Here is a 14,815-nt window from a genome sequence, read left to right as displayed (position 1 = left end):
ACACGGCGCCATCCACCGGCGGGGCAGGCACAGCGGAACCGATGCTGTCGGTGCGCGGCCTGACCACCCACCTGCGCCTGAAGCGCGGCACGGTGCGCGCCGTGGACGGTGTCGACCTGCAGGTCGATGCCGGCGAGACGCTGGGCGTGGTCGGCGAATCCGGCTCGGGCAAGTCGATGACCATCCTCTCCATCATGCGGCTGCTGCCGCGCCAGGGCGGCGTGGCGCTCGGCGGCAGCGTGCGCCTGGACGGCGTGGAACTGCTGCAGCTGCCCGAGGCCACCATGAGCCGCGTCTACCGCGGACGCAAGATCGCCATGGTCTCGCAGGATCCGCTGACCTCGCTCAACCCGGTCTTCACCGTCGGCGACCAGGTCGGCGCGCCCGGCCGCTACCACGGCCTGACGCACGGCCGCGCCGACAACCGCCGCCATGCCGCCGAGGTGCTGGAACGCGTGCACATCCCCTCGCCCGCGACACGGCTGGACGACTACCCCCATCAGTTCAGCGGCGGCATGCGGCAACGCGTGGTCACCGCCATGGCCATCGCCGGCGCGCCACGCCTGCTGGTGGCCGACGAGCCCACCTCGGCGCTGGACGTGACCATCCAGGTGCAGATGATGGCGCTGTTCCGCGACATCCAGCAGAAGACCGGGGTCGGCATCATCCTGATCACCCACGACCTGGGCGTGGCCGCCAGCCTCTGCCACCGCGTGGCGGTGATGTATGCCGGGCGCATCGTCGAGACCGCCGACGTACGCACCCTCTACCGCGAGCCGGCCCACCCTTACACCCAGGCGCTGTTCCGCGCGATCCCCCATTTCGGCCGCCGCCAGGAACGCCTGTTCGCCATTCCCGGCACCCCGCCCAGCCTGGTCGACCCGCCCAAGGGCTGCCGCTTCGCGGCGCGCTGCCCGCAGCGCAAGCCGCTGTGCGAGGACGCCTATCCGCCGGAAGTCGAACTGGCGCCCGGCCACAAGGTCAGCTGCTGGCTGGCCCAGGGCACATGAAGGAGGCCGGCATGCTGCTCGAAGTCGACAACCTGAAGAAGCACTTCCCCGCCCGCGGCGGCGGCACGGTGCGCGCGGTGGACGGCGTCAGCTTCGCCGTCGGTGCCGGCCAGACCTTCGCCCTGGTGGGCGAGTCCGGCTGCGGCAAGACCACCATCGCGCGCCTGCTGCTGTTGCTGGAACGCCCCAGCGGCGGCGCCATCCGCTTCGACGGCGAGGACGTGCTGGCGCTCGACCGCGCCGGCACGATGCGCTACCGGCGCCAGGTGCAGGCGGTGTTCCAGGATCCGTCCTCGTCGCTCAACCCGCGCCTGAAGGTGCGCACCCTGCTGGCCGAGCCGCTGCTGGCGCACGGCGAAGCCGGCAGCCGCGATGCGCTGCGCGCCAAGCTGGCGGAACTGCTCGACATCGTCGGCCTGCCCGCCGGCGCGCTCGACCTCTATCCGCACGAGTTCAGCGGCGGCCAGCGCCAGCGCATCGCGGTGGCGCGCGCGCTGGCGCTGCGCCCGCGGCTGATCGTGCTCGACGAGCCCACCTCGGCGCTGGACGTCTCCATCCGCGCGCAGATCGTCAACCTGCTGGCCGACATCCAGCAGGCCTTCGGCCTGGCCTACCTGGTGATCGCCCACGACCTCGCGCTGGTCGAGCACTTCAGCTCGGCGGTCGGCGTGATGTACCTGGGCGCGCTGGCCGAAAGCGGCGCCAGCACCGCCGTGTTCGGCGCGCCGCGCCATCCCTATACGCAGGCGCTGCTGGGCTCTGCGCCGCGCCCGGACCCCGACCACCAGCCCGCCGAAGGCCTGATCCACGGCGAGATCGGCTCCGCCCTGCAGCCGCCACCGGGCTGCAAGTTCCATCCGCGCTGCCCGCATGCCCTGCCGCGCTGTGCCGAACAGGTACCGGTGCTACAGCGCCTCGATGCCGCCGATGCCACCGACGCCGCCGCCGGCAATGCCGGGCCGCCCCACCTGGCGGCCTGCCACCTGCTCGCCGCCGCGGGCGCCCCGCCTTCCGCCACCCAACCGAAACAGGAGCTGATCGCGTCATGACCTCCGCTGCCGCCGGCCACCGCCCTCCGGTGTCCACTCCCGCCGAAGCCGCCTTCTTCTCGCAGCTCGAAGCCCTGCAGCAACGCAACTGGCCCGCCGGCGTGCCGCGCGCGCCGATCTACCCGCATGGCGAGATCGCGCTGACCGGCTACCTGCGCGCCTGGGCCAGGGAGCGCCCCGACCACCGCGCCATCGTCTTCTACGGCAGCGAGCTCAGCTACCGCGAGTTGGACGACTACAGCGACCGCTTCGCCGCCCTGCTGCACGCCCACGGCGTGCGCCCCGGCGACCGCGTCGCCGTGATGCTGGGCAACTGCCCGCAGTTCCACATCGCCTTCTACGGCATCCTCAAGCTGGGCGCGGTGCACGTGCCGGTCAACCCGCTCTTCAAGGAGCAGGAGCTGGTCTATGAACTGAACGACGCCGGCGCGCAGACGCTGCTGGTGCTCGACCAGCTGGCCCCGCTGGCGCTGGCGGTGCAGGCGCGCACCGGCGTGCGCACGGTCTTCGTCACCGGCTATCGCGACCTGCTGCCGGCCCGGCCCACGCTGCCGGTCCCCGACAGCATCGACACCCCGCGCGTGGTGCCGCCCGGCACCATCGACCTGATGCCGGCCCTGGCGACCTGCAGCGCCGCCCCGCCGCAGGTGGCACCCGACCTCGACGCGGTCGCCGCGCTCAACTACACCGGCGGCACCACCGGCATGCCCAAGGGCTGCGTGCACACCCAGCGCGACATGCTCTACACCGCCGCCACCGGCTGCACCATGTCCGGCATGCTGGCGCCGGACCGCCACGGCGCCGCGCCCGACGAGGTCTCGCTGAACTTCATGTCGATGTTCTGGATCGCCGGCGAGAACATCGGCCTGATCTACCCGATCTTCAGCGGCGGCACGCTGGTGCTGCTGGCACGCTGGGATCCGGTCGGCGTGATGGCCGCCATCGAGCGCTACCGGGTCCGCCGCACCGTGATGCTGGTGGACAACGCCGACGAGCTGATGAACCATGCCGACGCCGGCCGCTATGACCTGCGCTCGCTCGCCGCCACGCGCGTCTCGTCCTTCGTCAAGAAGGTCAACCCGGCGTTCCGCCGCCGCTGGCTGGCGCTGACCGGCACGGTGATGGCCGAGGGTGCCTGGGGCATGACCGAGACCCACACCAGCGATACCTTCACCACCGGCATGCAGGAGGACGACATGGACCTCAAGGGCCAGCCCGTCTTCGTCGGCATTCCCATGCCCGGCACCCGCATCAAGATCTGCGACTTCGACAGCGGCGCGCTGCTGCCGCCCGGACAGGAGGGCGAGATCGTGGTCAGCACGCCGTCGCTGCTCAAGGGCTACTGGAACAAGCCCGAGGCCAGCGCCGAATCGATCCGTGGCGGCTGGTTCCATACCGGCGACATCGGCGTCTACGACGAACAGGGCTATCTGCACTTCCTCGGCCGGCGCAAGGAAATGCTCAAGGTCAAGGGCATGAGCGTGTTCCCCGCCGAGATCGAGGCCTTGCTGGGCCAGCACCCGGCCGTGGTCGGCTCGGGCGTGATCGGCCGCGAGGATGCCGAGCGCGGCCAGGTGCCCGTGGCCTTCATCCTGCTGCACCCGGAACTGGCCGGCACCGTCACCGAGGCCGAACTGACGCAGTGGTGCCGGCAGAACATGGCCACCTACAAGGTGCCGGAGATCCGCTTCGTCAGCGCCCTGCCGATGACAGCCACCGGCAAGGTCAAGAAGCACGAACTGGCCAGCCAGCTGGACTGAACCCCCTCCCCATCGAACCCGATCGAGAATCCCCATGAACGTGCACAACCCCGCCGAAGACCTGGCGCTGCGCAAGGCGCAGGCAGCGCAGATGGGCGGCCCGGACAAGCTCGCGCGCATCCGCGCGCGCGGCGCGCTCAACGCGCGCGAGCGCATCGCCGCCCTGCTCGACGCCGACAGCTTCTTCGAGCTCGGCATGCTCAACCACTCCGACGTGCCCGGCATGGAAGGCAAGACGCCGGCCGATGGCAAGGTCTGCGGCGTCGGCCGCATCGACGGCCGCCCGGTGGTGGTCAAGGCCGACGACGTCTCGGTGCTGGCCGGCACCGGCGGCCGCGTCGGCAGCCGCAAGTCGCGCCAGCTCGTCAAGCTGGCGCTCGACAAGGGCTACCCCATCGTCAACCTGGGCGAGGCCGGCGGCGCCCGCCTGCCCGACATCCAGGGTTCGGACGGCCTCAGCTCGATGACGGTCGGCACCAGCCTGGCGCGGCGCGTGCGCCAGGTGCCGATGGCCGCTGCCATCCTCGGCGAATGCTTCGGCAGCCCCTCCTGGCACGCCGCCTTCGCCGACTTCGTGGTGCAGGCTAAAGGCAGCTGCATGGCCGTGTCGGGACCGCGCGTGCTGGAAATCGCCACGGGCGAGAAGGTCAGCAACGAGGAACTGGGCGGCTGGCAGCTCCATGCACGCACCACCGGCCTGGTCGACCGCGTGGCCGAGGACGAGGCAGGCTGCCTGCAACTGATCCGCGACTTCCTCGCCTACCTGCCCTCGCACGCCGGCGCGCTGCCGCCGGCACGCGCGCCGCGCGAGACGGCCGAGGCGATCGCCGCGCGCCAGGCCGGGCTCGGCAAGCTGGTGCCGGATGCGCCGCGGCGCGCCTATGACATGCGGGAAGTGCTGCGCGTGCTGGTCGACGACCGCGAGCTGTTCGAGCTCAAGCCCGAGTTCGACCGCAGCGTGATCACCTGCCTGGCGCGGCTCGACGGGCAGACCGTCGGCATCATCGCCAGCAATCCGCTCTACTCGGCGGGCGCGATGGGCCCGGACGGCTGCGACAAGTGCACCAGCTTCATCTGCCTGTGCGACTCCTTCAACATCCCGCTGCTGTTCCTGCACGACACGCCGGGCTTCTTCGTCGGCAAGGCCGCCGAGCACAAGCGCATGCCCGGCAAGATCATCAACTTCGTCGAAGCGCTGGCGCTGGCCACGGTGCCCAAGGTGGCAGTGGTCATCCGCAAGTCCTACGGCATGGCCTACTCCAACCTCGCCGGCAGCGGCATGGACGCCGATTTCGTGTTCGCCTGGCCTGGCGCCGACATCAGCTTCATGTCGCCCGAGGTGGCGGTCAACGTGCTGCGCCCGTCCAGCGGCGACGCCGCCCACGACCGCGAGGAGAAGGCCAGGCTCTACGAGGAACTGCGCAGCGCCAGCGCGCCCTGGCGTGCCGCCGGGCTGGGCCATCTCGACGACGTGATCGCGCCCGAAGCCACGCGCGCCACCCTGGTGCGCGCGCTGGAGCTGGCCCGCGGCGAGCGCGCGGGCGGCATCGGCAAGCATCACCTGGCCACCTGGCCGACCAATTTCTGAGCCGGGCCCGCCGGCACGGCAGGAACCCGCAATATCACCAGGACAAAGGGAGAGCACAATATGGCAACGACCAATGTGGAAGCGATCGTGACCGGCAAGGTCTGGAAGATCGAGAAGCAGGAGGGCGACAGCGTGGTGGCCGGCGAGGCCATCATGGTGCTGGAATCGATGAAGATGGAGATCCCGGTGGAAGCACCGGTCGCCGGCCGGGTGGGCCGGCTCAGCGTGGCCGAAGGCGACAGCGTGACCGAGGGCGACGTGGTCGCCGTCGTCACGCCCTGAGCCGGCCGCGCGCGGCGCGCGCCCGGCCGTTCGCCTAGCCGTCCGCCTGGTCGCTCACCGCCTGCTCAGCGACGGTGCCGGATATCTTCTGCGCCGTCGCCTGCAGGCGCTCCAGCAGCTTGGCCTGATCCATGAATTCGAAGCGGCTGAGCGGCGCCACCAGCCCCAAGGCGCCGATGGCCTGGGCACCGGAGGCGAACAGCGGAACCCCGAGCGAGCTCATCTGCGGTTCCAGTTCGCCGCGCGATACGTAGTAGCCGGCCTTGCGGATCGCTTGCATGCCGCGCCAGAACGCCTCGAAGTCCGTCCCCATGCCCGCCTCGCGGATCTCGGCGGCATGCTTTTCGAACAGCCGCGCAAGCCGCGGCCGTGTCTGCGTCGCCAGGATGACCTTGGGCGCGGCCCCCTTGAAGAGCGGACGCGGACGGCCCCTGCCATAGGCGAGATCCAGGCCGCCGCCGGCGCTTTCGCGGTGGGTGTCGACGATCTCCTCGTCGAAGATGCGCGTCATCACGCAATCGCAGCCGGTCTGCTCCGACAACTCGCGCATCAGGGGCTGCCCGATGCGGAAGAACGGGTCGACCGTGCGCAGCTGGTAGTCCAGCGTCATGACCCTCGGCCCCAGCGTATAGCTGCCGTTGCCCAGGCGGGACAGCAGGCCGGCTTCCACCAGTTCGCGCAGGTAGCGATAGCCGGTCGGCGCCGAGCAACCGATCACCCCGCAGATGGCATCCGATGACCACACCGGACTCTCGACCGAGAAGAGGTCGAGGATCGAGAGCATCTTGGAGGAGCTGGACATGGAAGCGGTGCCGGAGGACAGGACGGCGGGCGGGGGCAGGCCCGCCCGGGAACAGCCCGCATTGTAGCGAAAGCGCCTGGCGCCCCCGCTGCCCCTGCGCCCTCCGCCACCCAGGTCAGGCCACGCCCATCTTCGCGGCCATGCGCGCCCGCCAGGCCGCCCGCGGCTCGAATCCCGGCAGCGCTCGCGCGTGCTTCTCCACCACCTCCATCAGCACGCCGTCGTCCAGCGAGAAGTCCAGCGGCACCCGCATCGGCTGGCTGACGTACCACGGCGTATCGACAAACAGTTCGAGACGGTTGCCCTCGGGGTCGCGCGCATAGACCGAGACGGCGTTGCCGTGCGTGATCGGCTGGATGTCCGTCGCGCCGGCCGCCGCCAGGCGCCCGTACAGCGCCTTCAGCGTGGCGAGGCTGTCGGCCCGCAGCGAGACCTGGTTGATGACGTTGAAATCGATGTGCTCCGGCCGTCCGGTGGCCAGCACGATCTGGTGGTGCTCGTCCGGGTCGCGGCTGAGGAACACCAGCTCCACCGGACCATGCGGTCCGCTCAACTGGCCGGAGTCCGTGATGGTGAATTCGAGCAGCTCCGTATAGAAGCGGGTCATGGCCGCCAGCTCCCTGACATAGAGGCCGACATGGCTGAAGCTCAGTCCCGGGCGCATCAATGATCTCCTTTGGAATCGTATATTGATACTTTATCACGTTTTCATTGACTTAGCTCCTATCAATTGTGTATTGTTATCGCATTGTGATAGTAGACGAATACGGAGACAGTGCATGATGTTTGATGTCGCAGTCATCGGGCTGGGCCCGGTCGGCGCCACGCTAGCCAACCTGCTGGCCGCCTATGGGCTGTCGGTCGCGGTGCTGGAGCGCGAAGCAACCCCCTATGCGCTGCCCCGGGCGGTGCACTTCGACGCCGAATGCATGCGGGTGTTCGACGCGATCGGCGTCGCCGGGGAAGTCGGCGCCGCCTGCCATGTGTCGCCCGGCATGAAGTTCCTCAATGCCGGCGGGCAGCTGCTGGTGGATTGGCCCCGGCCGCCGGAGGTCGGCGCGCAGGGCTGGCATGCGAGCTATCGCTTCCACCAGCCGGACCTGGAACGCATCCTGCGCGCCCGCCTTGCCGCACAGCCGGGGGCCACGGTCCACCTGCGCTGCGAGGTCTACGCGATCGAAGCGGCCGCCGAGCGTGCCACGGTCCGGTACGAAGACCTGCGCTGCGGCAGGCTCGCGGCGATCGAGGCGGCCTACGTGATCGGCGCCGATGGCGCCCGCTCGCTGGTGCGCCGGCTGATCGGCAGCGAGATGGAGGACCTGGGCCTGCATGAGCGGTGGCTGGTGTTCGACGCGCTGCTCAAGCGCCCCTGGTCGGTGCTGGGCGACCACAGCGTGCAGTTCTGCGATCCGGCCCGCCCCGCCACCTATGTACGCGGCGTGGGCGAGCGCCGCCGCTTCGAGATCATGCTGCATGCGGGCGAGGACGCCGCCGAGATGGCGCGGCCGGAGACGGTCTGGTCGCTGATCTCGCGCTGGATGACGCCGGAGGATGCCGACCTCGAACGCGCCACGGTCTACACCTTCCACGCGCTGGTGGCGCAGCGCTGGCGCCACGGCCGGCTGCTGCTGGCAGGCGACTCCGCGCACCAGACGCCGCCCTTCCTCGGGCAGGGCCTGTGCGCCGGCCTGCGCGATGCCGCCAACCTGGCCTGGAAGCTCGCCGCGGTCCTGCGCCATGGCGCTCCGGAGACGCTGCTCGACAGCTACCAGGAGGAACGCGCGCCCCACGTCGGCGAATACATCCGGCTGGCCGTCGAGCTGGGCCGTATCATCCAGGCCCGCGACCCGGACGAAGTCGCCGAACGCGACCGCACCCTGGCATCGGCGCCGCGCCTGCTGCGCAGCCTCAGCCCGCGCCTCGGCCCGAGCGCGCTGCGCCTGGCGCAGCCGGCCAGCGGCACGGTTGCCGCCCAGCCCCTGCTGGCCGACGGACAGCGCCTCGACTGCGCCGCGGCGCAGTCCTTCGCCGTGCTGGCCAGGCCTGGCCTGCTGCCAGCCGATACCGCGGCGGCCCTGCAGCAGCGGCTGCCCTATCCGCTCGCCGTCATCACCGACGGCAGCGCGCCCGTGCAGGCGTGCCTGGATGCGCTGCAGGCCGCTGCGCTGGTGATCCGCCCTGACCGCTACGTCTACGGCGCGGCAGCGGACCTGCCTGGCCTGCAGGCCCTGCTGGCAAGCCTGGGGCAGGCCCTGCGCCCGGACGCGCAGGCGCTCGCCGCCTGACGGCCCTGACAGCCCGCACGGCCTCCCGCACCGCCGCCGCCCCCGCAAACCCTCTCATCGCCCTGGCCTGCCGCCCGGGCTTCGCGTCCCGAGCATCACGATCCGCAATCACGAACCGCAATCACCTATCCGCAACCGGAGATATCCAGATGAAACTCATCAGCTTTTCCCGCCAGGGCGCCAACAGCTTCGGCGCCGTCGTCAACGAGGGCGTGGTCGACCTGGGCGCGCGTCTCGGCCTGGCCGAGCTCGGCGCCGCCCTGCGCCAGTCCGGCCTCGATGCCATCCAGGAACTGGCAGCCAGGTCGCCGGCCGACTTCGCCCTGGCCGAGATCGACGCCTTCCGCCCGGTGGTGGCCGACCCCGACAAGATCCTGTGCGCCGGCCTCAACTACGACGAGCACGTGCAGGAAACCAGGAAGCAGCGCACCGAGCGCCCGACGATCTTCCTGCGCGTGGCCGCCTCGCAGACCGGCCACGAGCAAGCCATCGTGCTGCCGCCGGAATCGGAACGCCTCGACTATGAAGGCGAGATCGCCGTGGTGATCGGCAAGGGCGGCCGCCGCATCGCCGAGGACAAGGCCTACGCGCACATCGCCGGCTTCGCCTGCTACAACGATGGCAGCATCCGTGACTGGCAGTTGCACACCTCGCAATGGGGGCCCGGCAAGAACTTCCAGTCCACCGGCGCCTTCGGTCCGGCGCTGGTCACGCGCGACGAGATCGGCGAGAACGAGGTGCTGACGCTCGAGACGCGCCTCAACGGCCAGGTCATGCAGCACGCCACCACGGACATGCTGATTTTCTCCATCCCCACGCTGATCGCCTACTGCTCCAGCTTCGTCACGCTCGCTCCCGGCGACGTGATCGTCACCGGCACCCCGGGCGGCGTCGGCGCCAAGCGCAATCCGCCGGTCTTCATGAAGGACGGCGACGTGGTCGAGGTCGAAGTGAGCAAGCTGGGCGTGCTGCGCAACCCGGTGCGCGCCGAATAAGCCTGCCGCCCGCAGGCGGCGCCCCCCCCCGAGCCGAAGGTCCGCGCCAGCGGGCTGCCGACGCGATCGACCGGCGCGGGGAAGCGCTCGCCCCCACGGGGCGGGCGCCAGCGCGCGAAGACGCGCGACAAGAACGCACAACAACAACACCGAGAACAACGAGGATCCGAGGATCCGAGGAGACAACACCATGGACATCCGCCAAGCCATCCACGACCGTCCGATGCGATGGCCGCAGATCGCCGTCGTGGCCATCTGCATCATGCTGACCATGATCGACGGCTACGAAATCATCGTCATGCCCTTCGTCATGCCCCATCTGGCGAAGGCCTGGGGGCTGGGCCCGGTCGAGGTCGGCTACCTGCTCAGCGCCAGCGTGCTCGGCATGGCGATCGGCGCGGTGGTGATCTCGCCGCTGGCCGACCGCATCGGCCGGCGCGCGCACATCCTGCTGTGCCTGCTGCTGATCAGCGGCGGCATGCTGCTGTCGGCCAGCGCGCAACGGCTCGACGAACTGATCATGTGCCGCGCCTTTGCCGGGCTGTTCATCGGTGGCGTCATCGCCAGCATCAATGTACTGGTCTCCGAATACAGCTCGGAGAAGCGCCGCGGCGTGGTGATGGGCCTGTACGGCATCGGGCTGCCGCTGGGCTCCGCGCTGGCGGGCAGCGCCATCGCGCCGCTGGTGGCCCACTTCGGCTGGCGCGGCCCGCTTGCCTGCGGCGGGCTGCTCACCCTCGCCATGGCCGCGATCGTGTTTCCGCTGCTGCCGGAATCGGTCGAATACCTGATCGAGCGCCGCCCCCGCCGCGCCCTGGAAAAATACAACAGGATCGCCGCCTGGCTCGGCTATGCGCCGGCGCGCGAACTGCCCGCGCCGGCACGCAGGGGGGACGGCCCGGCCGTTGCCGCGGCCCTGCGCGCCATCTTCGGCCAGGCCATGCTGCGCCGTACCGCCTGCCTGTGGCTGGGCTACGCCGGCCTGATCGCCGCCTTCTACTTCGCCAATACCTGGACCGCCAAGCTGATCGCCGACGCCAGCGGCGATGCCGCGCTGGGCGTGCACGTCGGCATGCTGATCATGATCGGCGGCGTGGCGGGTGCGCTGGTGTTCGCCGCGCTGTCGCTTCGCTTGCCCCCCTTGCTGGTCACGGCCCTGATCCTGCTCGCCGGCGCGGCGGTCTTCTCGCTCTACGCCGCCTGCTTCCGGCAGCTCGACGTGGCGGTACCGCTGTCGATGCTGGTCGGGCTGTGCGCCAGTGGCGGCGTGGCGGCCTTCTACGCGGTCAGCCCGTCCCTCTACCCGGCCTTCGTGCGCGGCACCGCGGTCGGCCTGATGCTCGGCTTCGGGCGCGCGGTATCGGTGCTGGTGCCGGTCTGGACCGGTTACATGCTGACCTTCGGCTGGACCCCGGCGCAACTCTATCGCCTGTACGGGGGCGTGCTGGCGGTCGCGGCGGTGTTCGTGCTGCTGCTGGCGCGCAGCGGCCGGGCCGCGGCCAGCCAGGCCGATCCCGTCGGCCTGGCCTAACGCCGGGCGATGTCGCCTCCCCCTTCGCCTGCCTTACCCACTCCCGCCAAAGAGATAGCCATGCCATTTCCCGATACCGTGCCGGCACAGCAGACCGGCATCCTGATCAGCGCCGCCGGCGGCCCCGAGGTCCTGCTTCCCGCCACCTTGCCGGTGCCCGCGTGCGGCCCCGGCGAGGTGCTGATCCGCGTGGCCTGCGCCGGCGTGAACCGCCACGATATCAACCAGCGCCGGCGCGGACCGGACCCGTCCCATCGTCCCGTCCCCGGGCTGGAAGTCTCCGGCGTGGTCGTGCGCACCGGCGCGCAGGTGGCCGGCGTGGCGGCCGGTGACGAAGTCTGCGCCCTGGTCGATGGCGGCGGCTATGCGCAATACGCGCTGGCCGATGCCGGACAGGTGCTGCCGGTGCCGGCGGCAATGTCCCTGCGCGATGCGGCCGCCCTGCCCGAGGCGCTCTTCACCACCGTGCACAACTTCTTCAACGTGGCCAGGCTGGCACCCGGCGAGTCCGTGCTGATCCATGGCGGCACCAGCGGCGTCGGCACGCTGGCGATCCAGTTGCTGAGCTGGCTCGGCCATCGCGTCTACACGACCTGCGGCAGCGACGCGAAATGCGCCATGGCCGAGGCGCTCGGCGCGGCGCAGGCCTTCAACTACCGCGAGACCGCCTTCGAACAGGCCGTGCTGGCCGCGACCGGCGGCCGCGGTGTCGACGTGATCCTGGACATGGCGGGCCCGGACTACGGCCGCCGCAACGTGGCGGCCCTCGCACGCCGCGGCCGCGTGGTGCACCTGGCGCCGGGCGGCAACGCCGATATCGCCTTGCCGCTGCGCGAACTGATGCGCAAGGAGGCGGTGGTGACAGGCTCCCTGCTGCGCCCGCTGCCGGACGCCGAGAAGGCGGAAATCGCCCGCTGGCTGCTGGCGCGGGCCTGGCCGGTGCTCGGCACCAGGATCCGGCCGCAGATCGCCTTGCGCCTGCCGCTGGCGCAGGCCGGCGAAGCCCACGCCGCGCTGGAGCGCGGCGACCTGGCGGGAAAGATCCTGCTGGACGTGCAGTAGCCCCGCCCGGCCCATCGGCCGCCGGCAGGCCTGCGAACGCCATCCCGGTCAAATCCGCCATCCCTGCCATCCCCGCCACCCACACCACCCACGTCATTCCCGGCTCGACTGATCGAGCACCACCGAGAGGAGACATCCATGAAGTTCCCCATGCTCGCGGCCGCCTGCGCGGCCGCGCTGCCTGCCTTCGCGCAGGCGCAGGACAGCGTCACCCTGTACGGCGTCGTCGACACCGGCATCGCCTACGTCAACGGCATCGGTGCAAACCGTGACAGCGCCGCCCTGATGCCGAACATCACCGGCACCGTGCCCTCGCGCTGGGGACTGCGCGGCAGCGAGGACATCGGCGGCGGCAACAAGGCCATCTTCTGGCTCGAATCGGGCTTCGCCGCGGACAGCGGCACGGCCAACCAGGGCGGGCGCCTGTTCGGCCGGCAGGCGCTGGTCGGCCTCGCCGGCGACTGGGGACAGGTGGCGCTGGGCCGCCAGTACACCATGCTGTTCTGGGCCATGGCGGAGCCCGACATCCTCGGCCCCAACATCTTCGGTTCCGGCTCGATCGACAGCTACATTCCCAATACGCGCGCCGACAACGCGGTGTCCTACAAGGGCACCTTCGGCAGCTTCACGGTGGGCGCGACCTACAGCTTCGGCCGCGACACCGTGAACGCCGGCCCGAGCCCGGCCGGCACCAACTGCGCGGGCGAGAATCCCGCCGATACCCGCGCCTGCCGCGAGTGGTCGGCCATGCTGAAGTACGACGCCGCGGCCTGGAGCCTCGCGGTCGCCTACGATTCGCTGCGCGGCGGCCCGGGTGCCTTCGCCGGCCTCACGCGCAGCGCGCTGCGCGATGACCGCCTGTCGGTCAACGGCTTCGTGATGCTGGGCAAGGCCAAGATCGGCGGCGGCTGGCTGCGGCGCGACAACCAGGCAAGCCCCACCGCGCCGCGCAGCGATCTCTTCTACGGCGGCGCTGCCTATCCCGTCACCGCGGCGCTGACGCTCGAAGCCGAAGCCTTCTACCAGCGCTTCCACCACAGCCCGAACAAGGTCTGGCTGTTCGCCAGCCGCGCCACCTATGCCTTCACCAAGCGCACTGCCGTCTACGGCACGCTCGGCTATATCGTCAACGGTGGCGATCTCGCGCTCTCCGTCAACAGCGGGCAGGCCGGCACCAATCCTGTTGCCGGCGCCAGGCAGTTCGGCGCGATGGCCGGGGTCAAGCACGTCTTCTAGATGCGGGCCAGCGCGCCGTCCTGCAGGCCGCGGGCTTCCCCGGCGCGCTGCCACCCGCGGGTCGTGATGCATCCCTTCGCGCCGGCCATGACGCAGCGCGACAAAAACCCTGCCAAGGTGCGCCGGGCGCCGGCATGCCCGCCTCAGGCTCCCCACAATCGGCGGGTAACGCCAAGCCGGGCCTGCCCATAAATTTGTGCCGTAGCACGCCTGACTTCGCGTGCCGGCGAGGTACCCGACTCGCTGTATCCACCTGGATCTGGCGGCGCACCGGCGCCGCCATTTTTCTTCTGCGCACCGCGATGGCGGCGCGCCTTGCCCAAGGATCGACAGCCGGCAATGGAATCAGTGGCAGAGGCATTCTGGGGGTGGTCTGCCGAAGACCAGCGGCGCCTGCTCTGGGCCGAGGTGCACGATGCGTTCGCCACCTGCGTCAGCCGGCGCGTCGACCAGGGCTACGAGATCGAATGGGTGCTGCTGCGGCGCGCGGACTTCGTCACCGGCGTGGAAGTCGTGCTGGGGCGCGGCCCCACGCTGTCGGGGGCATTCGATGCCGCCATGGGCCGGCTCGCGAAGCGTGGCGATGCGCTGATGCACACGGCGGAAATCCTCGATGCGGTGGCGCAGGCGACTGCACCCGCGGCGTCGCGCGAGCCGGTCAACGGCGCGGGCGGCCATGCGTCAGGCCAGCGCGGCAAGAAGTAAGGCGATCAGCGACAAGAGCGCTCGAGCCGGGCAGAGACGCCCGGCGTCTCCCGCGAGGGCCGCGGACAAGCGAAGAGGCAGGGACAGGACAGGAAGAACGGGCCGGCGCCCGGGGCTCCGGCCTCGCCGCACACCGGCGCAGGCCGCGGCGCGGCAAGCCGGTGCGTGGCGGCGGCGCGCGGTGCCGGGCTGCTGCCCCGCGCCGCGCGGCGTTGACTCAGCGCCTACCGACTCAGCGGCTCAGCGCTTCAGCGCCTCAAGCCATCGCAGGGAGATGCAGGTTCACCGAACGGCGGCTCAGGTAGAAACCACCCGCCAGCCCGGTGACCAGTGCGATCGCGCCCAGCACTTCGGACGGCACCCACACGAGATCGGAGATATTGAGCAGGCCCACAGCGATCAGGCCGACATTCAGGTAAGTCGAGAAGGCGCACAAGAACAACAGGGCAAACCCGACTTGGCGATTGCGGACTACCTTTTTGCTGGCTTCCATGTTCACCTCCGCGATTT

14 protein-coding genes are annotated in these 14,815 nt (G+C 70.5%); 11 read left to right on the top strand and 3 right to left on the bottom strand.

Translation table 11 applies throughout. The features are described 5' to 3' along the window. The first annotated feature begins 41 nt into the window (after positions 1-41). The 5 genes from BKK79_RS28525 to BKK79_RS28505 are packed head-to-tail and all read left to right on the top strand — an operon-like array spanning position 42 to position 5,689. Positions 42-1,010 (top strand): ABC transporter ATP-binding protein, encoded by a 969-nt coding sequence (locus BKK79_RS28525; RefSeq protein WP_071039499.1) that lies wholly within the window; start codon positions 42-44, stop codon positions 1,008-1,010. An 11-nt stretch (positions 1,011-1,021) separates the two neighbouring features. Continuing rightward, positions 1,022-2,059, top strand: coding sequence for an ABC transporter ATP-binding protein (locus BKK79_RS28520; RefSeq protein WP_071039498.1), 1,038 nt, complete (start codon positions 1,022-1,024; stop codon positions 2,057-2,059). Then, positions 2,056-3,819: an AMP-binding protein gene (locus tag BKK79_RS28515; protein WP_071039497.1), complete on the top strand. Its 1,764-nt coding sequence runs from the start codon at positions 2,056-2,058 to the stop codon at positions 3,817-3,819. Before BKK79_RS28520 ends, BKK79_RS28515 begins: the two co-directional genes overlap by 4 nt. Positions 3,820-3,853: 34 nt before the next feature. Further along, complete coding sequence (locus tag BKK79_RS28510) at positions 3,854-5,407, top strand: acyl-CoA carboxylase subunit beta (protein ID WP_071039496.1); 1,554 nt, start codon at positions 3,854-3,856, stop codon at positions 5,405-5,407. Positions 5,408-5,467: 60 nt separating this feature from the next. Then, positions 5,468-5,689, top strand: a complete 222-nt coding sequence (locus BKK79_RS28505) for an acetyl-CoA carboxylase biotin carboxyl carrier protein subunit (RefSeq protein ID WP_071039495.1) — start codon at positions 5,468-5,470, stop codon at positions 5,687-5,689. Between the two features lie 34 nt (positions 5,690-5,723). Here the strand turns inward: BKK79_RS28505 and BKK79_RS28500 are convergent, their stop codons facing one another. Next, on the bottom strand, positions 5,724-6,491 hold the full coding sequence (locus BKK79_RS28500; protein ID WP_071016703.1) for an IclR family transcriptional regulator: 768 nt from the start codon (positions 6,489-6,491) through the stop codon (positions 5,724-5,726). A gap of 115 nt (positions 6,492-6,606) precedes the next feature. After that, positions 6,607-7,155 (bottom strand): VOC family protein, encoded by a 549-nt coding sequence (locus BKK79_RS28495; RefSeq protein WP_071016705.1) that lies wholly within the window; start codon positions 7,153-7,155, stop codon positions 6,607-6,609. A 118-nt stretch (positions 7,156-7,273) separates the two neighbouring features. Between BKK79_RS28495 and mhpA the strand changes: the two genes are divergently transcribed. From mhpA to BKK79_RS28465, 6 genes are all read left to right on the top strand, one after another. Next, positions 7,274-8,776 (top strand): bifunctional 3-(3-hydroxy-phenyl)propionate/3-hydroxycinnamic acid hydroxylase MhpA, encoded by a 1,503-nt coding sequence (gene mhpA, locus BKK79_RS28490; protein WP_071021790.1) that lies wholly within the window; start codon positions 7,274-7,276, stop codon positions 8,774-8,776. 149 nt (positions 8,777-8,925) lie between these two features. Then, a complete protein-coding gene (locus BKK79_RS28485; protein ID WP_071016708.1) occupies positions 8,926-9,771 on the top strand; it encodes a fumarylacetoacetate hydrolase family protein in 846 nt (281 codons plus the stop codon). A gap of 190 nt (positions 9,772-9,961) precedes the next feature. Continuing rightward, positions 9,962-11,302 (top strand): MFS transporter, encoded by a 1,341-nt coding sequence (locus tag BKK79_RS28480; RefSeq protein WP_071016710.1) that lies wholly within the window; start codon positions 9,962-9,964, stop codon positions 11,300-11,302. A 60-nt stretch (positions 11,303-11,362) separates the two neighbouring features. Next, positions 11,363-12,364: an NAD(P)H-quinone oxidoreductase gene (locus BKK79_RS28475; protein WP_071039494.1), complete on the top strand. Its 1,002-nt coding sequence runs from the start codon at positions 11,363-11,365 to the stop codon at positions 12,362-12,364. 138 nt (positions 12,365-12,502) lie between these two features. Continuing rightward, positions 12,503-13,600 (top strand): porin, encoded by a 1,098-nt coding sequence (locus BKK79_RS28470; RefSeq protein ID WP_071039493.1) that lies wholly within the window; start codon positions 12,503-12,505, stop codon positions 13,598-13,600. A gap of 339 nt (positions 13,601-13,939) precedes the next feature. Then, positions 13,940-14,305 carry a hypothetical protein gene (locus BKK79_RS28465; protein ID WP_071039492.1) on the top strand — a complete coding sequence of 122 codons (366 nt, stop codon included), beginning with the start codon at positions 13,940-13,942 and terminating at the stop codon, positions 14,303-14,305. A gap of 256 nt (positions 14,306-14,561) precedes the next feature. On the opposite strand, the gene BKK79_RS28460 is transcribed toward BKK79_RS28465, so the two are convergent. After that, on the bottom strand, positions 14,562-14,798 hold the full coding sequence (locus tag BKK79_RS28460) for a hypothetical protein (protein ID WP_071016718.1): 237 nt from the start codon (positions 14,796-14,798) through the stop codon (positions 14,562-14,564). Between the last annotated feature and the right edge of the window lie 17 nt (positions 14,799-14,815).

The organism is Cupriavidus sp. USMAA2-4 (assembly GCF_001854305.1).
GTDB classification, from domain to species: Bacteria; Pseudomonadota; Gammaproteobacteria; order Burkholderiales; family Burkholderiaceae; genus Cupriavidus; species Cupriavidus malaysiensis.
Note: the sequence above shows the minus strand (reverse complement) of the source record. Positions and strands in the feature narration are given on the sequence as shown.